Origin of the sequence: Micromonospora jinlongensis, assembly GCF_013410645.1 — a bacterium.
Classification (GTDB): domain Bacteria; phylum Actinomycetota; class Actinomycetes; order Mycobacteriales; family Micromonosporaceae; genus Micromonospora; species Micromonospora zamorensis.
In genome coordinates this window covers 174,577-193,592 of the sequence record NZ_JACCHK010000001.1, presented here as the reverse complement: position 1 = coordinate 193,592, position 19,016 = coordinate 174,577, and the positions used below count along the sequence as shown (strand labels likewise).

The following is a 19,016-nucleotide window of genomic DNA, read 5'->3' as shown; positions in this document are numbered from 1 at the left end:
CGGAGGGCTGGTCCTCATCGTGGGGCCGAGCGGAGATGGGCACGCAGGAAGGTGAGGATTTCGCGTCGCGCCGGCCGGGCGGCCGGCACCAGACCGGGAATGCTCAGGAAGCTGTGCGTGGCCCTCGGGTAGCAGGCCAGGTGAGCATCGGTGCCGTCTTCGCGGAGCCGTTCGGCGTAGCGGCGTCCATGGTCGGCCAGCGGATCCAGCGCGGCCGTGACGACGAGGGCCGGCGGCAGGTCGGCGAGGCTGTCGAACGTCAGGGGCGACACGTCGCGAGCGTCGAGGCCCGGTGGGACGCTCAGCCTCCGGGCGGCCCGCATCCGGGACATCGGCAGTGTGGGGTTGTCGGCGTTCTCGTCGACCGACGCGTACCCGCTCATGGTCTCGGTCCAGTCCGTGACCGGATAGTTCAGCACCTGGGCACGCAGCGGCGGGCCGTCCTTGCCGGCCCGTAGGGCGATGAGCGCGGCGATCGTACCGCCGGCGCTCTCGCCCATGACCGCGACGGCGCCGGGATCGACACCCCAACCGGCGGCGTCTTCGACGAGCCGCACGAGGATGTCGTAGCCGTCCTCGATCGGCTGGGGCAGCGGGTGCTCCGGGGCGAGGCGGTACTCCACCGACACGACCACCGCGGGGCACCGGGCCGCGAGGTGGCTGTTGAGCCAGTCGTTCTGGGCCGCGGTTCCCGCGATGAAGCCTCCACCATGAAAGGACACGATCAGCGGCAGTGTCCGGCTGGCGGCCTTCGGCCGGTGTACGCGCAGCATCAGGCGGCGGCCCGGAAGGTCGATCCTGGTCTCCGTGATCTGCGCGCGGCGGTCGGGCCGGCCGGTGACGACCCACGCAGCACGGGACGTTGCCGCCCGAATGGCCTTCTCACGCGCGAGGATCACCTGGTGGTCGCTCAGTGCCTCCCAGTCCTGGGTGTCCCTGAGGATACGGGTGCCGAGCGGGGCCTTGCTTCTCATCTGTCCTCCGACCTGCGACGACGCTGTGCGCCCACTGTCGCAGTCGGTGCTCGACGGTGGATTGGACGAATGTTCCCGGGTCGTCAGCCACGGATCGCCCTCGACCGTCACGTCACGGTCGGGCAGACCACGCGACATCGTCGACGGCAAGGAACGGCGCCTTCGCCACCGTCGCAGGCGTCAGCCCGGTGAAGGTCATGACGTCGCGGTGCAGGTGGGACTGGTCGGCATAGCCGCTGTCCGCCGCTACCGTGGCGGCGGCGTGACCAGCGGCCAGGCGATGGGCCGCGTGATCGAAGCGGATGAGTTGGGCGGCACGTTTGGGGTGGACGCCGATCTGTGCCCGGAACCGTGACCACAGCCGTTTGCGGCTCCATTCGATCTCAGCGGCCAACCGCTCGACCCGTATGTGCCCCCGGGCGGCCACCATCCGTGCCCAACAGAAGGCGACCTCTGGATCGACGGCACGGCCCGCGTCGTAACGCCGGGCCAACGCGACCTCCACGATCGCGAACCGGTCCTCCCACGACGTGGCGGCGCGCAGCCGCTCCTGGGTCCGCACCGCGTCGCTTCCCCACAGGTCGTCGAGGTTGAGCACCGCACCGCTCAGCTCGGACGCAGCACCCAGGACCGGGCGCGCGAGCACAGGCGACAACCGCACCTGCAGGCACGTGAAGCTGCCCGGCTGGCCCTGCCCACGAACACGGTTGGGCGCAAGCCCAGCGACGGCACGGCCCCGCTGTTGCTGCCCGTTGCCGTCATCGATGACCAGAGGTCGGTCGCCGAGGTCGAACACCATCGTGATGCCCGGATGCGGGACCACCTCGACGTCAACGAGGCTGTTGGCGCGGTCACTGAAGCCCGCCATGGTGGTGCCGGCCAGTCGGCTGGGCCGCGTCGGGACCGCGATGTCCCAGGTTGGCCCACCGACGCGATCCGGCCCCGTGGGACGCATGTCCCGATCGTACGGGTCATCGCAAACGGCCCCGGGTCAGCGCAACCGTCCGGCGGAGGTGCGCCCTTACCGGCTCCACGGACTCGCCGCAGTCAGCGGCTTCCGTCGCGAGACGGCGATCGGACTGATCGTGGACGCGGCGTTGCTACGTCCACGACGCACCAGTCGTCGGTCGGGTGCCGCGGACCGTCCAGGCGCGGGCCGTGAGCCGGATCGACCCGTCGGGTCCGGGCGGCAGCCGGGCGGCGAGCAGATCCCGCAGGGCGACCTGCTCGGGCTCCGTCAACGAGGCCAGGTAGGCCGGGGCAGAGCCCTGCCCGCCGAGGAACGGTGTCCAGTAGTCGGCGAAGCCGGCAAAAACGGTCGGTACCTCGATCGCCTGCACCGAGATGTCCGTGAGCCCACCGTCGCGCCAGAGCGCTTGGAGCACCTCCGGCCGGCACAGCGAGAAGCCGCGGCCGTCGTCCCGGGCGGCCGCGGCGGGGTCGAGCGCGCTGGCCGCGTCCCAGAAGTGCCGCATCATCTGCATTCCCTCGGCGTAGTCCCAGACGTATGCCGCCACCACTCCACCGGGGGTGACCACGCGGGCGAAGTCCGCCACCGCCCGCGCCGGTTCGGGTACGAAGTTCAGCACCAGACCACTCACCACCACGTCGACGGCGTTGTCCGGCAGGGGCAGCACCCGGGCATCGCCGACCGCGAAGGTGGCCCTCGGGTCGGTGACCTGGGCGCGGGCCTGCGTCACGAACCCCTCGGAGGGGTCCACGCCGGTGATCTGGCGCGGTTGCGCGGTCGTCAGCACCGTCGAGGTCAGGACGCCGGTGCCGCTACCGACGTCGAGCCACCGCAGCCCATTCGGCAGGGCGAGCCAGCGCAGGAACTCCGCCGCGACGAGTCGGCTCCACCGACCCACGTAGGCCTCGTACGCCGTTCCGTCGGCCCAGACTGGGGATGCCATGGTGGCACCATACGACGCATCGACCCCGGTCAGCCGTATCGTGGAAAACGGGTCGTCGTCTTGGATTAGAGGCACCTGCGGTCGAGGAGGGCACGATGATTGATCTGGTGACCGTCGGCGCGATCGTCGGGGTCCTGCTCGTCGGCGTCGTGGTCCTGGTCCGCAAGCCGGCCGACGCTCGCCGGGTGGTCCGGTGGTCGGCTCTGGTGATCACCGTGCTGGTGGCCGCCGCGCTGACCCCCTACACGGTGGACGATTCCGGGGCTGCGGCCAGCTACCTGCTCGGCGTGCCCGTGGTCGCCGCGACGCTGCCGGTGCTCGCGCAGCGGATCGGCCGGCTGACAGTGGTCGCCGACGTGGTGGCCGCGCTGATCATCGCCGCGTGGGGGCTGCTGCTCGGGCTGGGCATCGGTGGCGCGTTCCTGCCGGTGGCGGTGCTCCTGGTCGCCGGCGTCGTGGGGACCAGGGCACCGCGACCGTCCACGACCACCTGACACGGAGCCGCTGCGAAAGGCGGTTCGTCCGGTGACCACCCCCTGAACACAGCCACACGTTCCCGCATTGTGGTCACGCCCAAACGACCCGCGCTTCTCGCTTCCGCGCATTGACCAGCAGCGCACGAAAATACGGCGCAACAACAGACCGTACATTGACGTTGATCACTGGCGTGTCGCATATGCTGCGTCGTACCCACGTTGACGGCCCGCGCGCGCCGTGCCGCCCCCGCGACCACGCCCGCCGTCGATCGCCGGGCTTCGCGCCCGCCGACGTCGACAGGAGTCTTCGATGACCTGGCGTCCCACCATCGCCGCGCTGGGCGGTCTGTGCCTCACGCTCAGCACCGCACCCCTCACCAGCGGGGCCGCCGCCGCTCCCCCGGACACTCTGCGTGCCGCTCATGTTAGCGCTCACTCCACAGCCGGTGGCGCGCTCGCCAATCCGCCCGGCACGCCACCAGGCGCATGCCCGACGGGGACCGGATACGGCCCGCCGCTGCCGGCCAGTTCCGTGACAGCGCCCAGGATCCAGGGTGGATTCTCGTTCCTCGAAGGGCCGGTCTGGGTCGCCGACGGTGGCTACCTCCTGATGTCCGACATGGCCGCGGGCACCGGGCCGTACAACGTCCAGCCGTCCACGATCCGTCGGTTCACCCCGCCGGCCACCTTCGACACGTTCATCGCCAACGCGGGCAGCAACGGCCTGGCGCTCAGCGCCGACGCCCAGCAGGTCATCGCGGCGACCCACGACCAGCGGAGCGTGTCCGCGTACCGACTGAACGACCGGGCCCGCAGCACCGTCGCGGCGAACCACCAGGGCCGGGCGTTCAACTCGCCCAACGACGTGGCGGTCCGTTCGGACGGCGTCGTCTACTTCACCGACCCGAACTTCCAGCGCGGCAACCGCGCCGACCAGATGAGTGGGCGCACCAGCGTTTTCCGCGTCTCGGGCGGCCAGGTGTCACTGGTGGACGACCGGCTGCGCCAACCCAACGGCATCGCGCTCTCGCCGGACGGGACCGCGCTGTACGTGGGTGCCTACTCCGAGAACAAGATCTACAAGTACGCCGTCCAGCCCGACGGCAGCACCGGCGCTCGCAGCGTCTTCGTGAACTACATCGGCGGTCCGGACGGCGCGACGATCGACTGCGCGGGCAACGTGTACTGGGCGTCGGGCTCGGACTCCCTGGTGCACGTCTACTCACCCGCGGGCACCCAGCTCGGCACGATCCGGGCCGGCGCCTCCGGTACGACCAATGTGGCGTTCGGCAGCCCCGACCGGCAGACCCTCTACGTCACCTCGGGCCCGAGGAACGACTCCGGCCTCTACAGCGTGCGACTCAACATTCCCGGCTACCCGTACTGAACGGAGGGCGTACCCCGCTCCTGGCGGTGACGGGCCGGCGGCCGTTAGCGTGGAACCCGGAGGTAGCCGATGGGCGCACCCCGACTCCGTCAGCCGACGCCAGCAGTGCGCGGCGCCGGGCTTGAGCCCGGGCGTCTGCTGGCGGCCGTCGACGCCGCGGTGTCGTACTACCGCGCGCAGCTCGCGCACGCCGACGCGCCAAGCGCCTACCTCGCCGAACGCGGCCTCGGTGTCCTCGTGCACCGGGAGTGGCCGTGGCGGGTCGGGTACGCCCCACCGGGCTGGAGTTCGCTCACCGGCCACCTGCGCGCCGCCGGCTTCACACCGGAGGAGTTGATCGGCGCCGGCCTGTCGGCCCGCACCCGGACCGGCCCGGACCGCCTCATCGACGTGTTCCGCGACCGGGTCATGTTCCCGGTACGCCACCCGGCCGGGCACGCAGTGGCATTCCTCGGCCGCTCCGGACCGCATGCCGGAGACGTACCGAAGTACCTCAACAACCCGCGGACAGCGATCTACAACAAGAGCCACCTGCTGTTCGGTCTCGCCGAGCAGCGGGACCGCATCGCCGCCCGATGGACCCCGGTCCTCGTCGAGGGGCCCGCCGACGTCCTCGCGGTGTGGCTGTCCTACTCCCGCTCCGGCGGGACCGGAGCGGTGGCCCTCGCGCCGTGCGGCACCACCCTCAGTGACACCCAGGCCAGCATCCTGCGGGAGCTGCCCGGTGCCGCGCGGGGCCTGGTCACGGCGTTCGACGCGGACGCGGCGGGCCGTGCGGCGGTGGACCGGGCGTGGCGCCTGCTCCGCCACGCGCGCTGTCCGGGCCCGCTGCTGGCGGCCGAGTTCCGCGCCGGCGCCGACCCGGCGGACCTGCTACGCGGGCCGTCCGGCAGGGCTCAACTGCGGACGGCCCTGCGGCGACGGGCGCGGCCCATGCTCGACATGGTGGTCGACCACCGCCTCACCCGGCTCGTCGAGCGGCACCCCCGGTTGCTGGAGGACATCGACGGCAGGTGCGCCGCGGTACGCGCGCTGGTGCCACTGCTGTTCGAGGCGACCAGCCCGCAGGAGGCGATCACTGTGGCTCGTCGCATCGTCGCCCACACCGGAGTGGGGGTGGACACCGTCGCGACAGCCGCGATCTCCCACCTGGAAGATCTGCTACACGATTTCGGCCCGCCCGGGGAACGCCGACAGCCCAGGAGGTAACGCTGACGGGTCGGCGCCCGGGCACCGGTCAGGGCAGTTGCCCCGGCCGGTCCACGATGGCGAGCCGGACGAGCGCGGCAGTCGAGTACAGCGACTCCTTGCCGTTGCGCACGAGCGACATCCGTCTGCCGAGGAAGACGTGGCTGTCCCGGTCGAAGATGACGTCCGTGTTGCCACCGATCATGCCCGGCATCCGGATCGCCACCCCGTGCCGGCCGGCGGCGTCCACCACGTCGCCCGAGATGACGACCGCTCCGGGCTCCCGGGCCAGCAGCTCGTACAGCGCCGCCAGCGCTCGGGGCGGCACGTAGCCGTCGAGCATCGACCGCGCGGTGGTGTACGCCATGCTCTCGTCCCCGTAGACGGCCTCCTCATCGGCACCCTCAGGAAGATGCAGGTCGACCGGGTGATCCCGAAGGTATCGAAGCAGCTCGTCCGGATCGGTGGGCAGATCGTCGTGGTACGCGGGCGGCGGGAAGGCGTCGAGTTCCTTGTCGGGATCGCCGGGATCACCCATGCGGTGCACCCTCAGCTCGCTCCACCCGTTCGGGTCGGCCTCCGGTCGGTAACGTGTCTGCGCGTGGGCGACCCCCCCGGCCGACTCCCACCTCTGCACCCGAACGGTGATGTACGGGCCGCTGTCCGGCAGCTCCCGCGTCGTCGCCAGGCGCTCCGTGAAGACGTACTGATCGGGTCGGGCGGTGAGCTCGGGCTGCTGCCGGGCGGCGTCGGCCGCTCTCCGGAAGATGTCCGCGGCGCTGGCCGTGGGCGGCGGCTGGTCGCCCACCCTCACCGTCTGGACCGCCAGCGCACCGGCGGTCAGTGTGACTGCCAGCCCGAACGCCCCGGCGAGGCGCCAACCGCGCAGCAACCGGGCACGACGTCCGACGGGATGGGCCGCCGAGACCAGGTCGGCCCGTCGGGCGACGTGTGCACTCAGGTCCGCGAGGAGCTGCTCCTCGAAACCGTGCGACGACTGATCGGTCTTGTTCATGACGTCATCTCCTTTCCATCAGGCGAGGGTGGTGGCCGGGCGGGCGAGCACGGCGCGGACGACGCGACGGGCACGATGCAGACGGACCCGGGCGGCGACCGGCGAGATCCCGAGCGCGGTCGCCGCGTCCGCGACGGTGAGGCCGTCCACGGCGACGAGTTCGACCAGCGTCCGGGTGTCCTCGGGCAGCTCGCTCAGCGCGCGATGGGTACGGCGTGCCGCCGACTCGGCATCGATGCGCTCCTCGATGCGGGCGATGTCGTCGGGGCCCAGGTCCCGTCGTCCGGCCAGCCGGCCGGTCACCCGCAGCCGTTGGGCCGCCCGACGTCGCTCGTCGCCGATGACGTTGCGAGCCACCCCGTACAGCCAGCCGATCTGGCTGCCCCGGTCCGCCCGATAACCTGCTGCCGACTCGATCACCGCCAGGAACACGTCGGCGGTCAGATCGGCGGCGAGGTGCGGATCGTCGACCCGCCGTGCCACGAACCGGCCCACCGCCTCCACGTGCCGCCGGTAGAAGACCGCGAAGGCCACCGGGTCGACTCCGATGCCGGAGATGTCACCCTCCGCTGGGCTGGGGTCATTCACAGGCCGTCCTCTCGTAGCCGTTACACCCGTTATTCGTACGGCGGAGCGCGGGTGTTACCGGAGCCTGACGCGGTGCCGACGGCGGGTTGGCGGCAAACCCCCGCGAACCGGCCTCGGTTGCGCGCAGGATGAGGGGGATTCGCCCAGCGACACGGTGAGCGGGGGTTCGACCGTGAACGACGGACTGATGACCAGGCGGAGCGCCCATGATGTCGCAGAGACGATCTCCGCGCTGCGGGCTGAGGCGCAACGGGTCGGGGCTGCGGTGGTGGCGGTGGTCGACCATGCGGCGGCCGCCCGGAAGGTCGGACTGAGCATGCCCGATACGCAGGTGATCATCTTTGGGAACCCGCAGGCGGGCACGCCGCTCATGCTGGCCCGCCCCGAGATCGCCATCGACCTGCCGATGCGGCTCATGGTGCGCGACGACGGCCAGCCGGGCGCACTGATCACCTGGCAGGACCCCACGTACCTCGCCCAGCGCTACGGGCTCAGTGCCGACCAGCTCGCGCCCCTGAACGCCCCGGCCACTGTCGCGTCCGCGGTCGAGGGCCGCTGAGCACGGCCCGGTCCAACCACGCGGAGTCGCCCTTCGGGCGATCGGCTACTCAGGCGACGGCGGCGGCCATCCGGCGTACCGCCTCGGTGATCAACTCCGGCGCCGTGGCCAGATTCAACCGGACGTGCCCGCTGCCCCCGGTGCCGAACGCCAGACCGGAGTTGAGCGCCACCCGGCCCCGGTCGAGGAACACCGCGGCGGGGTCGTCGCCGAGACCCAGGGCACGGCAGTCGAGCCAGGCGAGATAGGTGGCCTGACCGGGCCGGTAACGGATGGCCGGCAGGTGCTCGACGAGCAGCGCGGCGAGGAGCCGACGGTTGTCGTCCAGGCCCGCCAGCAGGGCGTCGAGCCACTCGCCGCCGTCGGTGAAGGCGGCGGTGTGGGCGATCACGCCGAGGTGACTGGTGCTGACGCTGGCCTCGAACGGAACGCGGGCGAGGTCACCGGCCGCCGCCGGGCCGGCGACCAGGAGACCACCCCGCAGACCGGCCAGGTTCCACCCCTTGGAGGCGGACATCAGCGACAGGCCGTTGTCCGCGCCGGGCACCGAGAGGTACGGCACGAAGCGCGCTCCCCCACTCACCACCGGCGCGTGGATCTCGTCGGCGACCACCCGCACCCCGTGCCGCTCGGCCAGACGGGCGACGGCGGTCAACTCGTCCACGGTGTGCAGGACGCCGGTCGGGTTGTGCGGGCTGCACAGCAGGTACGCCGCCGGCCGCCCACCGGCCCGAGCCTGCCGGAACACGTCCTCCAGTGTGTCGAGGTCGATCCGCAGGTCGTCACCGAGCGGCGCCTCCACGATCCGGCGCTCGGCGTGCGCCACGAACTCGTAGAACGGTGGGTAGACCGGGCAGTTGACCACCACCGCGTCCCCCGGCTCGGTGACCAGCCGCAGCACCTCGACGATGCCGTGCATGACGTCGGGCACCAGCGCGGTGCGCTCCACGGCCAGCCCGTCCCACCCCCACCGACGCCGGGCGAACTCCGCCAGCGCCTGCGGGTACGCCGTACCGGAGGTGTAGCCGGTGTCGCCGCGCGCGACGGCGTCGGTGATCGCACGCGCCACCGGCTCGGCCAGCGGCACGTCCATCTCCGCCACCCAGAGCGGCAGCACGTCGTCGGGGTACTCCCGCCACTTGAGGCTCGTCCGTTGCCGGAGCTGGTCGATCGTGAGCTGGCGAAGGGGGTTCACCGGGTTTCGGGTATCACTGAGCACACCACTCATGGCCGAAGCCTATTCCGCTTCGTCCGGGCCTCGCCGACCCTGTAAGCAGCACACAGCCAAGGATCAGGCGTTTCTTGCGACGCATACCGTGCGCCGCCGATGACTGTTGCGGCCAAGACGGTCGAGGCGAGAAGACTAGGGCTGGGGCTGGCTGCACACGAAGCACGAGCGGCTCCATCCACCCCAGCAGCGGTGTTTCGTCTCAGGAACGGTCGGCCGATTGTTCGCCGAGGACACGGAGGAAGTCGAAGCTGTCAGCGGTGGCCGTGCCGGGTTGGGGTCGGAAGATGACAAGGCGCTGACCCGTCGTGGTGCTCAGGACGAAGTCGCACTGTACGTCCAGCCGCCCAACGTGCGGATGGACGAGGATTTTCCGGGTGGTCTGGAGTGGAGACACCTGCATGTCGGACCAGTACTGGGCGAATTCGGTGCTGGCACTGGTGAGGTCGGCGATCAGTTGCTCGAAAACGGGGTCCTTGCCGCTACGGGCGGCGGCTGCGCGGAGATCGGCGACGTATCCGCGACCGATCGCCTCGTGTTCCTCCGGGACGTTGAGCGCGCGGGATTCGGGGTTGGTGAACCAACGCCAGGTCACATTCGAGCCCCGGGCGCCGCCGTCGGTCCAGGAGCCCAGCAGCGCGCGACTGAGGGTGTTCTGGGCGAGGATGGTGGTGCGCTCATCGATGACGTGCGCGGGCACGGTGGTGAGTGCGTCCAGGAGGAACATCATCGCGGGGTCGACATACCCGCTGACGGTGGTGGTCGTTGGCGCCGGATGCCCGGCGAGACGGTAGAGATAGTCACGTTCGTCGACTGAGAGACGCAGCGCCCGGGCGAGGCTGCCGAGCAGGGCCTCTGAGGGTTTGACCGCCCGAGACTGCTCGAGTCGTTCGTAGTAGTCGACAGACAGGTTTGCCAGCAGTGCGACTTCCTCACGACGCAGGCCGGGGGTGCGGCGTCGTCCGCCGGACACAAGCCCGACATCGGCCGGGCGGAGCGCCTGTCGGCGAGCCCGGAGGAAGTCGCCGAGTTCGGTTGGTGCCACGAACTGCCCTTTCCGGGACACGGCGCCACCAGCAACGACTGGTGGCGTCGTGAGAGCCCCATCAAATTTGGAAACTACTCCTGAATCGCGGCCATTGCCGGCCCGGTGTAGCGCTCGCCGACCGCTGCACCGACCGGAGCTGCCTCGCTGAGTTCCGCGAACACGCTGGCGTCGATCTTGAGCTGTGCTGCGGCGACGTTCTCCTCCAGATACGTCCGACGCTTGGTGCCGGGAATTGCGGTGACATGGTCACCTTGGGCCAACACCCAGGCCAGAGCGAGCTGACCAGGCGTGACACCCGCCTGTTCCGCGATGGCGCGGATCCGGTCCACCAGGAGCAGGTTCTGCCGCAGGTTCTCCTCGGCGAATCGTGGCCAGGTACGCCGCCAGTCGTTCTCGGGCAGGTCTTCGAGGGTGCGAACAGAGCCGGTGAGAAAGCCACGGCCCAGCGGCGCGTACGCCACGAACCCGATGCCCAGTTCGCGCACCGTGTCGAGCACACCGTTGCTTTCGACGTTGCGAGTGAACAGCGAGTACTCGGTCTGCACCGCCGACAACGGGGCGGCGGTGTGCGCGGCGCGGATGCTCGCCGGCGATGCCTCGCTGATCCCCAAATAGCGGATCTTGCCTTCGGCGACCAGGTCGCCGAGGGCACCGAAGGTCTCCTCGACCGGTACGTCCGGATCGACCCGGTGCTGGAAGTACAGGTCGACGCGGTCGGTGCCGAGCCGGCGCAACGATCCGTCGAGCGACTTGCGCACATAGTCGGGCTGCCCATTCGTGCCGCCGATGATGCCGCCAGCATCATCGAAGGTCACACCGCCGAATTTGGTCGCGATGACCGCCTGGTCGCGGCGACCTCTCAGTGCCCGGCCGAGTAGTTCCTCGCCGGTGAGCGGCCCGTACATGTCGGCGGTGTCGAACAAGGTCACGCCTAGTTCGAGTGCGCGGTGCACCGTGGCGACGGACTCGGCGTCGTCGGGCGTGCCGTACATCGCGGTCATGCCCATGGTGCCGAGTCCCTCGACCGAGGCCACCAGCCCTTGACCACCGATTGCGTGTCTTTCCAAGATCACCTTGATCTGTCCTTCCTTACGTCACGAAGCGCGTCCGATCGCTCATCACCAGCCTGCGGCAGATCCTGGCCTTTATCGGCGTTCTCCCTATCCTCGGCCCGACAGGGCGACGATCTGATCGGGAAGCTCCAGATGGGGAGTCGCCACCGTCACCTGAGAGTCTGACCGGAGCGGTTCACATCAACGGGGAGGGTCGATGACGACGCATGCGATCCGGGCGGCGCGGATGTTCGACGGCGAGCGGCTCGTGGACGGCGGGGTGCTGGTCCTGCTGGACGGTGGGCACATCATCGACGTGCAGCGAGGTCGGGCCGAGGCGCCGGAGGGCTGGCCGGTACGCGAGGAGCCGGACGGCACCGTGCTGCCCGGGCTGGTGGACGCGCACGTACACCTGTGCGCCGATGCCGGTCCCGACGCGCTCGGCCGGCTCGCCGAGCGTCCCGAAACGGACCTCGACGCGGTTGTCGAGGCGTCACTGCGCGCGCATCTGGCGGCTGGCGTCACGACCGTCCGCGACCTGGGCGACCGGCGCGGTGCCGTGCTCCGGTGGCGGGCCCGGGAGGTGCGCGACGACCTGCCCACGGTGGTGGCGTCCGGCGCCCCCGTCACCACCGTCGGAGGGCACTGCTGGTCGATGGGGGGCGAGGTGAGTGGCGTCGATGCGATCCACGAGGCCGTACGGCTGAAGGCGGCGGCCGGGGCCGACCTGGTGAAGGTAATGGCCAGCGGCGGCGTGTTCACCCCCGGCACCGACACCACGAGGCCGCAGTTCACCGACCAGGAGCTGACCGCAGCGCTGACCCGGGCGCACGATCTGGGCCTGCCGGTGACAGTGCACGCGCACGCGCTCAACGCCGTCGAACAGGCGCTGCGCGTCGGTGTCGACGGCATCGAGCACTGCACGTGCGTGACGGCGGCCGGCGCCCACGTCCCCGACGAGGTGGCAGACCGCCTGGCCGCGTCCGGGGTGGCGGTCTGTGCCACGCTCGGCACCGACCCGGCCGTGGTCACGCCGCCGGAGGTGGTGGCGATGGCGGCGCGGGCCGGGCTCAGTGCGGCGACGCTGCGCGACGGCGCCGCCACCCTGCACCGGGCCGGGGTCCGCCTGGTGGCCGGTTCGGATGCGGGCCTCGGCCCCGCGAAGCCGCACGGGATCCTGCCAGAGACGCTGGTCGAGTACGTCGCGTGCGGCATTCCCGCCACCGCCGCCCTCGCCGCGGCCACCTCCGTGGGTGCCGAAGTGTGTGGCCTGGGGCAGCGCAAGGGCCGCGTCCGCCCCGGGTTCGAGGCTGACCTGCTGGTCGTGGACGGCGACCCGACGAGCGACATCAGCGCACTGCGCCGCCCGCTCGCCGTCTACCGCGCCGGCAACCCGGTGCGATGACGATGTCCGAGCAGCAGCCCTCCGCGCCTCATCCGGGCTGTCGAGGCCTCAACTGATCACCGCCGGCCGCCCCCGGGGGTTTCGTCGGCTGTCGCTTCCGGGTAGCGGGTCGTTCATGAACCGCAATCTCGTGAAGGCTCTGCAGGTCGCGTGGGGGCTGCCGGAGTTCCGCAGCGGGCTGCGACACCTCATCGATCTCGACGAGGTGTCGGTGCTGCTGGCCACGCTGTCCGTCGCGGATCACGATCGCGAGGTGGAGAGCAGCCTGTTGAGCCTGCTCCGGTCCAGTTTGGACACTGTCGAGATCCGGGAAGCGGTGCTCCTGCTGCTGGAGCGGGACGAGGTGCGCCGGCCGCTTGTCGCGGCGGTGGTGGAGCCGCTCGCGGACCGGCCAGGTCAGGCCGCTGCCATCGCCTCGGCGGCCGAGGATCCAGCGGTGCGACGTGAGGTACGGGCGGTACTCGACAGCGCGAAGGCGCGCGAGCTGATCTGGCAGGCGATCGACAACCAGGTCAGCGACAACCGGTTCGGCCTGATCCGCCGGGCGGCGGTGCTGTTCGTACGGCACCCGAGCGTCCGACGTCTCGCGTGGGCCGCGCACCGGCACGGCGTGTTGCGCGAGCTACGCCGCAGGCCGCTGCCCACGCCTGACATTGCCGAGGGCGGCGGACGAGCGCGAGCGTGAGGGCTATCCGATGACGTCGACGCCGGTCAGGTCGGCCGACAGCGCCCAGAGGCGGGCCGCCTCACTGCCGTCTGTGGGGCTGCCGTCGGTGCGGTGGCAGTCCACGCAGTAGTCGCCGCCGTTCGCGTCGAGTTGAGGTGACGTGGCGGCCCAGACCTGGGTCGCCGCGCCCTGCTCGACGGTCTTGAACAGCCCGGGCGCCGGAGTTCCGTCCGCGTCGATCCAGCCGGCGGCGACCATCTCCTCGACCGCGAGGTGTCGTTGCAGGGGCGTGCGGATCCAGCCGGGGTTGACCGAGAAGGCGCGGACGCGCTGCGCTCTGCCGAGCAGGTCGAGGTGCCGGGCGAACAGCACATTCGCGAGCTTGGACTGGGTGTACGCCTCCCACTTGTCGTAGCCGCGCTCGAACTGCACGTCCTCCCACCGGATACGCCACGTCGGGTTGCGCCCGGAGGCGACCGAGACGACACGAGCCGTGCCGGCGGCGGTGAGCGCGGGCCACAGCAGGTTCACGAGCGCGTAGTGGCCGAGGTGGTTGATCGCGAGGTGGGCCTCCCAGCCGGGTCCTGTCCGTGTCTCCGGGCAGGCCATGATCCCGGCGTTGGCGATCAGGATGTCGAGGGCGGAGTGGCCGCGAAGGAACCGCTCGGCGAACGCGCGGACGGAGCCGAGGTCGGCGAGGTCGAGCTGATCGACCTCAACCCCGGGTACGCCGGCGAGCGCCCGCTGCGCCGCGTCCAGCCGGAGTGCGGGGACGACGACCCGAGCCCCGGCTTGGGCGAGCGCGCGGGTCGTGGCGAGTCCGAGGCCGGAGTAGCCACCCGTGACGACGGCGGTCCTGCCGGTCAGGTCGATGCCGGCGAGGACTTTTGCGGTGGTGCTGTGGGCGCCGAACATGGTGTCGGTCATGTCGCTTGTCATGTCGGGGACGCTAGGTGCTAGACCGAGGTCCAGGTCAATGGCTACGGTCGACGCCGTGGCGGACGGGGGCCTGAGCATCGGGCAGGTGGCGCAGCGCACCGGCTTGAGCGTGCACACTCTGCGGCTCTACGAGCGTGCGGGTCTGTTGGCCGGCGACGTGCGGCGGGACGGGTCCGGGAGGCGCGTCTACAGCGCCTGGGATGTCGAGTGGCTGGCACACTGCGTGAAGTTCCGTGCTTCCGGGATGCCACTCACGACGATCAGCCGCCTGGCCCAGCTCGTCCGCGAGGGCATCGGCAACGAGGCCGAGCGGCTCGATCTGCTCCGCGAACACCGGCGCCACATCACCGAGCAGCTGGCGCGGCTGCGCGACTGCCTTGAGCTCGTCGACGTCAAGGTGGCCAGCTACGAGCAACACCTCACCGCCGGCGGCTCCGGAGATCCCTGGCAACAGCAACACCCGGTGGACCGGGCGGGCCCTCACGGCTCCCCGACGGTTGCGGACGGAAAACCCTCCGGTACGCGCCGGGGGTGACGCCGAGGAGTTGTCCGAACTGGGATCGGAAGTTGCTGGTCGTCGGAAAGCCAGTTTGGGCAGCGATCCGGTCGACGGTGTGGTCGGTGCTCTCCAGCAGGTCCTGCGCGTGGCGGATGCGCACCCCCGACACCCACTGCATGGGGCTCTGCCCGGTCTCGTCCTTGAATCGGCGGGTCAGCGTGCGCACACTCATGCCGGCCGCGGCGGCGATGTCCGCGAGGGTCAGGTCACGATACGCATTCGCCTCGATCCACGAGAACGCTCGTTGCAGCGTCGACGTCCGGTGCGTTGCGCGGTTGCGAACGATGTACTGCGCCTGCCCTCCGGGGCGGTGCAGCGGCGCGACGGCAAGGCGGGCAGCGTCCGCCGCGACGGCCACCCCGTAGTCGCGCTGGACGATGTGCAGGCACAGGTCGAGACCGGACGAGGCTCCGGCGGACGTCAGGATGCTTCCGTTGTCCGTGTAGAGCACATCGGGGTTCAGCCGGACAGCGGGATGCCTTCGTGCGAGTTCGTCCGCGGCGAGCCAGTGGGTCGTCGCGTCTCGGCCGTCGAGCAGCCCCGCCTCGGCCAGCGTGAATGCGCCGACGCAGATCGACGCGATTCGCGTCCCACGCTGCGCTCCGACCCGCAGTGCCGAAAGAACAGCGGGCGGCGACGGCTGCAACGGATCGTTCCTCCCGGGCACCACGACGAGGTCGGCGCGCTCGATCGCGTCCAGCCCCTCACCGACGGCCAGGCGCAGCGGACCGGCCTGCACGGACGGCTCGTGACCGGCGACGACGAGCCGGTATCCCGGGCGGCCGTCCGGTAGGCGCACGCGTCCGAAGGTTTCGATCGGGGTGGCCAGATCAAAGGCTATCACATCGGGAAGCGCAAGCACGACGACGGTGTACACCCTCGTAGGATAAGCCCCTTCACGGTTGGCCAGATCCAGGAGCTATCTGTCTTGATAGCCATGGCAACCCGTCTGGCGGGGGCGCAAACATAGGAGGAAACGTCCACCGGAAGAGATCCTCCATGACACAGGTCCACGTCCAGATCGTGCTCTTCGACGGCTTCGATCCCCTTGATGTCATCGCCCCGTTCGAGGTGCTCACCGCCGGCAGTCAGTTCCTCGGTGGCGCGCTCGCCGTGGAGTTCGTCAGCGCGAGCGGTCCCGGCGTCGTGCGAGCCGGCAACTCGCAGATCACCCTGACGGCCACCGCCAGACTCGACCCGGACGCACCCGGCTACGTGGTCGTCCCCGGTGCGGTCGGCCCCGTCGACGGGGACCCGGACGCAGGCGACGAGACGATCCCCGTCCTCCTGGGTCGGTTCGCGCAGAGCGACGCGATGCCCCTCATCCGCCGCGCGCTCGACAACCCGAAGATCACCGTCGCGGCCTTCTGCGGGGGATCACTCGCCCTCGCGATGGCCGGTCTCCTCGAAGGTCGCACCGCGACCACGCATGTGCTCGGCATCGACATGCTCGACGCCACCGGAGTGAACGCCGTCCGCGCGCGCGTGGTCGACGACGGCGACCTGGTCAGCGGCGGCGGCGTGACGTCGGGTCTCGACGTAGCCCTCTACCTGCTCGAGCGTGACTTCGGTTCGCAGGCCGCGCACGCGGTCGAGGAGCTGTTCGAGTACGAGCGTCGCGGCACCACCTGGAAGACCACGGGTCAGCACACGGTTTGACCTGCCTGCCCCGCCCCTCGAACAAGGGAAGTCACCAAGCAGATGAACACCATCGTCGGCACCTGGCTGCTCCGCATGAAGACGCCCGTCGGCACCATCGAGGCCGCCTACCACTTCGAGGAACAGGATGGCGTGATCCACGGCAGCGCGACCGGCGCTGGCGAGACCACGCCCCTCACCGACATCGTGGTCCACGAGGACCCGACCGGCCAGCGCGTCACCTGGCGGCAGAGCATCACCAAACCGCTGCGTCTCAACCTGGCCTACGACGTCATCGTTCACGGCGACGCCCTCTCCGGCGAGTCCCGCGCCGGGCGGCTGCCGCGGACGCGCGTGACCGGTGAGCGGAGCGCGTGAGGAGTTCCCGGTGGCGGTCCATATGCTCGCGGCAATCCTCGCCAGCGGTACCGGTCGCCATCGCCGCGAGCATGTTCCCGCGCTCCGCGCCCCCTGGGTCGGCGCCCGCCGGCCCGCACGTGAGCCCGTCGCCGGACATCGGGCGGCGGGCTCTGTCGGACCGGCCCGCTAGCATCGCCGCGAACGCCATCGGGACGGAGGCTGTCATGACCCAGGGCGACACCACCACGTTCGTCGACAGGGACCTACGAGGCGCGCGGTTCAACAGGTCGACGTTGGCCGGTGCGGTCATGCGCGGCGTCGATGTCAGCGGGCTCGACATCGATGCGCCGTGGCTGGCGGACGGCGCGCTGCTGATCAACGGTGTCGACGTGGTGCCGCTCGTCGAGGCCGAGCTCAACCGGCGGTTTCCCGGCCGCGAGCTGAAGAATGCCGGCGATCCCGAGGGCCTGCGCTTGGCGTGGGCGGCACTCGAACGGGCCTGGTCGGCCGGAGTCGACCTGGTTGAATCCATGCCGCAGAGCACCGCCGACGCCTCGGTCGACGGCGAGTGGTCGTTCGCGCAGACCCTGCGCCACCTAGCGTTCGCCACGGACGCGTGGCTCGGCAAGGCGATCCTGCGCCTGCCGCAACCCTTCCATCCGCTCGGGCAGCCGCACACCGAGTACGAGACGGATGGATTCGACATGTCGGTCTTTGCCACGCGGCATCCGAGCTTCGCCGAGGTGCTCGACCTGCGTGCCGAGCGGCAGGCCATGGTGCGCGGCTTCCTCGCGACCGTCACACCGGGGCTGCTCGCAGAGCCTCGGCCGACCCCGTGGTCACCCGCACACGAGCAGCCGGTCCTGCACTGCCTCCACGTGATCTTCGACGAGGAGTGGGAGCACCTTCGCTACGCGACACGCGACCTCGACGCGCAGCAGTAGGACCGGCCGGGCTCAGTCGGTTGGCAGGAGCGGTCGCATGAAGGTCCGCTCGTACCGCACGACACAACCCGAGTCGTCGCGGATGATGTCCGCCGCGACGAACTCCGGGTCATTACCGAACCGTGCACGGTACCGCTCGTAGGCTGCCAGGCTCTCGAAACTGAACAGCGCCTCCGCCTTGTCGCTGGCTCCCTCGGCGGGCAGGAAATAGCCGTGGTGCACGCCACCGTGCGCGGCCACCAGCCGCATCCACGCACGAGCGAAGCGCTCGAAGGCCTCGATCTGCGCGGGGTCGATGGTGTAGTGCACGACGCAAGTGATCATCGGGCCACCATACGGGCCGGTGCTCGCGCATCTCAGCACGACCGCGGTCAGCGGCAGGAGCGTGCCGGAAGGTTCGGATATCGAGAATGCCCGCTAGGCAGTGTCTCCTGCACCCTGGTCGGTGGGATCGAAGCTGCGGTTGAGCAGTTCCAGGCCGGTAACGGGCTGGAAGCCAACCTCGGCGTAGAGCCTCAGAGCCGGGGCGTTGTCGGTCTCGGTCTGGAGTGACACGCGACGCGCGCCAGCGGAACGCGCGGTGTGGATGGTGTGCTCCAGGAGGGCGTTCGCGATACCGCTACGGCGATGGCGCGGGGCCACGTAGAGGTCGCGGATCGACCATGCGGTGCCCAGCATGAGCGACGCCGGCATGATCATGGCCGTGATGAAGCCGCAGACGTCGTCGACTCGGATGGCCGCGGCGGCGGAGAGCCGTTGTTGTGCGAGCTGGTCATGCAGCCAGGACCGGGTGATCTCAGGGGATGACGGTTGGCCGTAGTGCACCCGGTAGTCGTCAAACAGAGCAGCTACCTGATCGAAAGCCGGATGGGCGCAGGCTATGGGCACGATAGTCGTCGTCACTCCGTAAGTGTGGCCGACGATCAGGCCAGGGTTGTTACTGTCCCCCGTCTCGGCAGCGAGGCCGGCGTGGTTGGCAAGGTACTGGTGGACGTCACGCCCTGACGTTCGGCCAGCAACAGCGTCGCCGGCTCGCATCGGGTGGGGACCGGCTCGTCGGCAGATCCGCGTACCTG

General features: G+C 70.4%; 22 protein-coding genes. 10 read left to right on the top strand and 12 right to left on the bottom strand.

Annotated elements, in window-relative coordinates; all coding sequences use genetic code 11:
- Positions 1–14 precede the first annotated feature (14 nt).
- The 3 genes from HNR22_RS00845 to HNR22_RS00835 form a co-directional block, all read right to left on the bottom strand.
- Positions 15–974 (bottom strand): alpha/beta hydrolase, encoded by a 960-nt coding sequence (locus tag HNR22_RS00845; RefSeq protein ID WP_246380571.1) that lies wholly within the window; start codon positions 972–974, stop codon positions 15–17.
- A gap of 112 nt (positions 975–1,086) precedes the next feature.
- Positions 1,087–1,773, bottom strand: coding sequence for an AraC family transcriptional regulator (locus tag HNR22_RS00840; RefSeq protein WP_343059624.1), 687 nt, complete (start codon positions 1,771–1,773; stop codon positions 1,087–1,089).
- 301 nt (positions 1,774–2,074) lie between these two features.
- Positions 2,075–2,887 (bottom strand): class I SAM-dependent methyltransferase, encoded by an 813-nt coding sequence (locus tag HNR22_RS00835; RefSeq protein ID WP_179778551.1) that lies wholly within the window; start codon positions 2,885–2,887, stop codon positions 2,075–2,077.
- Between the two features lie 95 nt (positions 2,888–2,982).
- Between HNR22_RS00835 and HNR22_RS00830 the strand changes: the two genes are divergently transcribed.
- The 3 genes from HNR22_RS00830 (at position 2,983) to HNR22_RS00820 (ending at position 5,959) form a co-directional block, all read left to right on the top strand.
- Complete coding sequence (locus HNR22_RS00830; RefSeq protein ID WP_179778550.1) at positions 2,983–3,381, top strand: hypothetical protein; 399 nt, start codon at positions 2,983–2,985, stop codon at positions 3,379–3,381.
- 292 nt (positions 3,382–3,673) lie between these two features.
- Positions 3,674–4,750: an SMP-30/gluconolactonase/LRE family protein gene (locus HNR22_RS00825; protein ID WP_179778549.1), complete on the top strand. Its 1,077-nt coding sequence runs from the start codon at positions 3,674–3,676 to the stop codon at positions 4,748–4,750.
- 69 nt (positions 4,751–4,819) lie between these two features.
- Positions 4,820–5,959, top strand: a complete 1,140-nt coding sequence (locus HNR22_RS00820; protein WP_179778548.1) for a toprim domain-containing protein — start codon at positions 4,820–4,822, stop codon at positions 5,957–5,959.
- 28 nt (positions 5,960–5,987) lie between these two features.
- On the opposite strand, the gene HNR22_RS00815 is transcribed toward HNR22_RS00820, so the two are convergent.
- The gene (locus HNR22_RS00815) at positions 5,988–6,953 is read right to left on the bottom strand and encodes a CU044_5270 family protein (protein WP_179778547.1); all 966 of its coding nucleotides are present in this window, start codon (positions 6,951–6,953) and stop codon (positions 5,988–5,990) included.
- An 18-nt stretch (positions 6,954–6,971) separates the two neighbouring features.
- Positions 6,972–7,541, bottom strand: coding sequence for a sigma-70 family RNA polymerase sigma factor (locus HNR22_RS00810; RefSeq protein ID WP_179778546.1), 570 nt, complete (start codon positions 7,539–7,541; stop codon positions 6,972–6,974).
- Positions 7,542–7,728: 187 nt separating this feature from the next.
- Between HNR22_RS00810 and HNR22_RS00805 the strand changes: the two genes are divergently transcribed.
- The gene (locus HNR22_RS00805; RefSeq protein WP_179778545.1) at positions 7,729–8,100 is read left to right on the top strand and encodes a DUF302 domain-containing protein; all 372 of its coding nucleotides are present in this window, start codon (positions 7,729–7,731) and stop codon (positions 8,098–8,100) included.
- Positions 8,101–8,149: 49 nt separating this feature from the next.
- On the opposite strand, the gene HNR22_RS00800 is transcribed toward HNR22_RS00805, so the two are convergent.
- From HNR22_RS00800 to HNR22_RS00790, 3 genes are all read right to left on the bottom strand, one after another.
- Positions 8,150–9,328: a MalY/PatB family protein gene (locus tag HNR22_RS00800; protein ID WP_179778544.1), complete on the bottom strand. Its 1,179-nt coding sequence runs from the start codon at positions 9,326–9,328 to the stop codon at positions 8,150–8,152.
- A 202-nt stretch (positions 9,329–9,530) separates the two neighbouring features.
- Complete coding sequence (locus HNR22_RS31790) at positions 9,531–10,373, bottom strand: MmyB family transcriptional regulator (RefSeq protein WP_179778543.1); 843 nt, start codon at positions 10,371–10,373, stop codon at positions 9,531–9,533.
- A 74-nt stretch (positions 10,374–10,447) separates the two neighbouring features.
- Positions 10,448–11,383 (bottom strand): aldo/keto reductase, encoded by a 936-nt coding sequence (locus HNR22_RS00790; protein ID WP_218906120.1) that lies wholly within the window; start codon positions 11,381–11,383, stop codon positions 10,448–10,450.
- Positions 11,384–11,645: 262 nt separating this feature from the next.
- Between HNR22_RS00790 and HNR22_RS00785 the strand changes: the two genes are divergently transcribed.
- The gene (locus HNR22_RS00785) at positions 11,646–12,833 is read left to right on the top strand and encodes an amidohydrolase family protein (RefSeq protein WP_179778542.1); all 1,188 of its coding nucleotides are present in this window, start codon (positions 11,646–11,648) and stop codon (positions 12,831–12,833) included.
- Positions 12,834–12,948: 115 nt separating this feature from the next.
- A complete protein-coding gene (locus HNR22_RS00780; protein WP_179778541.1) occupies positions 12,949–13,518 on the top strand; it encodes a hypothetical protein in 570 nt (189 codons plus the stop codon).
- A gap of 3 nt (positions 13,519–13,521) precedes the next feature.
- Here the strand turns inward: HNR22_RS00780 and HNR22_RS00775 are convergent, their stop codons facing one another.
- Positions 13,522–14,439: an oxidoreductase gene (locus HNR22_RS00775; RefSeq protein ID WP_179778540.1), complete on the bottom strand. Its 918-nt coding sequence runs from the start codon at positions 14,437–14,439 to the stop codon at positions 13,522–13,524.
- Positions 14,440–14,476: 37 nt separating this feature from the next.
- Here HNR22_RS00775 and HNR22_RS00770 point away from each other — a divergent pair, with 37 nt between their 5' ends.
- Positions 14,477–14,974 carry a MerR family transcriptional regulator gene (locus HNR22_RS00770; RefSeq protein ID WP_179778539.1) on the top strand — a complete coding sequence of 166 codons (498 nt, stop codon included), beginning with the start codon at positions 14,477–14,479 and terminating at the stop codon, positions 14,972–14,974.
- Here the strand turns inward: HNR22_RS00770 and HNR22_RS00765 are convergent.
- Positions 14,859–15,875: a helix-turn-helix domain-containing protein gene (locus HNR22_RS00765; protein ID WP_179778538.1), complete on the bottom strand. Its 1,017-nt coding sequence runs from the start codon at positions 15,873–15,875 to the stop codon at positions 14,859–14,861. The two genes, HNR22_RS00770 and HNR22_RS00765, sit on opposite strands and share 116 nt — an antisense overlap.
- 122 nt (positions 15,876–15,997) lie before the next feature.
- Between HNR22_RS00765 and HNR22_RS00760 the strand changes: the two genes are divergently transcribed.
- The 3 genes from HNR22_RS00760 to HNR22_RS00750 all read left to right on the top strand — a co-directional run bounded on the left by HNR22_RS00760 (position 15,998) and on the right by HNR22_RS00750 (position 17,940).
- Complete coding sequence (locus HNR22_RS00760) at positions 15,998–16,657, top strand: DJ-1/PfpI family protein (RefSeq protein ID WP_179778537.1); 660 nt, start codon at positions 15,998–16,000, stop codon at positions 16,655–16,657.
- 42 nt (positions 16,658–16,699) lie between these two features.
- Entirely contained in the window at positions 16,700–17,014 is a 315-nt protein-coding gene (locus HNR22_RS00755) for a hypothetical protein (protein ID WP_179778536.1), read from the top strand.
- Positions 17,015–17,220: 206 nt separating this feature from the next.
- Entirely contained in the window at positions 17,221–17,940 is a 720-nt protein-coding gene (locus tag HNR22_RS00750) for a DinB family protein (protein WP_179778535.1), read from the top strand.
- 12 nt (positions 17,941–17,952) lie between these two features.
- Here the strand turns inward: HNR22_RS00750 and HNR22_RS00745 are convergent, their stop codons facing one another.
- Together HNR22_RS00745 and HNR22_RS00740 are read right to left on the bottom strand one after the other, a co-directional pair.
- Positions 17,953–18,264 carry an NIPSNAP family protein gene (locus tag HNR22_RS00745; protein ID WP_179778534.1) on the bottom strand — a complete coding sequence of 104 codons (312 nt, stop codon included), beginning with the start codon at positions 18,262–18,264 and terminating at the stop codon, positions 17,953–17,955.
- A gap of 93 nt (positions 18,265–18,357) precedes the next feature.
- Positions 18,358–18,843, bottom strand: coding sequence for a GNAT family N-acetyltransferase (locus HNR22_RS00740; protein ID WP_179778533.1), 486 nt, complete (start codon positions 18,841–18,843; stop codon positions 18,358–18,360).
- Positions 18,844–19,016 lie beyond the last annotated feature (173 nt).

Excerpts from the sequence above, each read along its gene's own strand:
- HNR22_RS00845 (WP_246380571.1), bottom strand. The coding sequence starts at position 974 with ATGAGAAGCAAGGCCCCGCTCGGCACCCGTATCCTCAGGGACACCCAG.
- HNR22_RS00840 (WP_343059624.1), bottom strand. The coding sequence starts at position 1,773 with ATGGTGTTCGACCTCGGCGACCGACCTCTGGTCATCGATGACGGCAAC.
- HNR22_RS00835 (WP_179778551.1), bottom strand. The coding sequence starts at position 2,887 with ATGGCATCCCCAGTCTGGGCCGACGGAACGGCGTACGAGGCCTACGTG.
- HNR22_RS00830 (WP_179778550.1), top strand. The coding sequence starts at position 2,983 with ATGATTGATCTGGTGACCGTCGGCGCGATCGTCGGGGTCCTGCTCGTC.
- HNR22_RS00825 (WP_179778549.1), top strand. The coding sequence starts at position 3,674 with ATGACCTGGCGTCCCACCATCGCCGCGCTGGGCGGTCTGTGCCTCACG.
- HNR22_RS00820 (WP_179778548.1), top strand. The coding sequence starts at position 4,820 with ATGGGCGCACCCCGACTCCGTCAGCCGACGCCAGCAGTGCGCGGCGCC.
- HNR22_RS00815 (WP_179778547.1), bottom strand. The coding sequence starts at position 6,953 with ATGAACAAGACCGATCAGTCGTCGCACGGTTTCGAGGAGCAGCTCCTC.
- HNR22_RS00805 (WP_179778545.1), top strand. The coding sequence starts at position 7,729 with ATGACCAGGCGGAGCGCCCATGATGTCGCAGAGACGATCTCCGCGCTG.
- HNR22_RS00800 (WP_179778544.1), bottom strand. The coding sequence starts at position 9,328 with ATGAGTGGTGTGCTCAGTGATACCCGAAACCCGGTGAACCCCCTTCGC.
- HNR22_RS00790 (WP_218906120.1), bottom strand. The coding sequence starts at position 11,383 with ATGGGCATGACCGCGATGTACGGCACGCCCGACGACGCCGAGTCCGTC.
- HNR22_RS00785 (WP_179778542.1), top strand. The coding sequence starts at position 11,646 with ATGACGACGCATGCGATCCGGGCGGCGCGGATGTTCGACGGCGAGCGG.
- HNR22_RS00780 (WP_179778541.1), top strand. The coding sequence starts at position 12,949 with ATGAACCGCAATCTCGTGAAGGCTCTGCAGGTCGCGTGGGGGCTGCCG.
- HNR22_RS00775 (WP_179778540.1), bottom strand. The coding sequence starts at position 14,439 with ATGACAAGCGACATGACCGACACCATGTTCGGCGCCCACAGCACCACC.
- HNR22_RS00770 (WP_179778539.1), top strand. The coding sequence starts at position 14,477 with ATGGCTACGGTCGACGCCGTGGCGGACGGGGGCCTGAGCATCGGGCAG.
- HNR22_RS00760 (WP_179778537.1), top strand. The coding sequence starts at position 15,998 with ATGACACAGGTCCACGTCCAGATCGTGCTCTTCGACGGCTTCGATCCC.
- HNR22_RS00755 (WP_179778536.1), top strand. The coding sequence starts at position 16,700 with ATGAACACCATCGTCGGCACCTGGCTGCTCCGCATGAAGACGCCCGTC.
- HNR22_RS00750 (WP_179778535.1), top strand. The coding sequence starts at position 17,221 with ATGACCCAGGGCGACACCACCACGTTCGTCGACAGGGACCTACGAGGC.
- HNR22_RS00745 (WP_179778534.1), bottom strand. The coding sequence starts at position 18,264 with ATGATCACTTGCGTCGTGCACTACACCATCGACCCCGCGCAGATCGAG.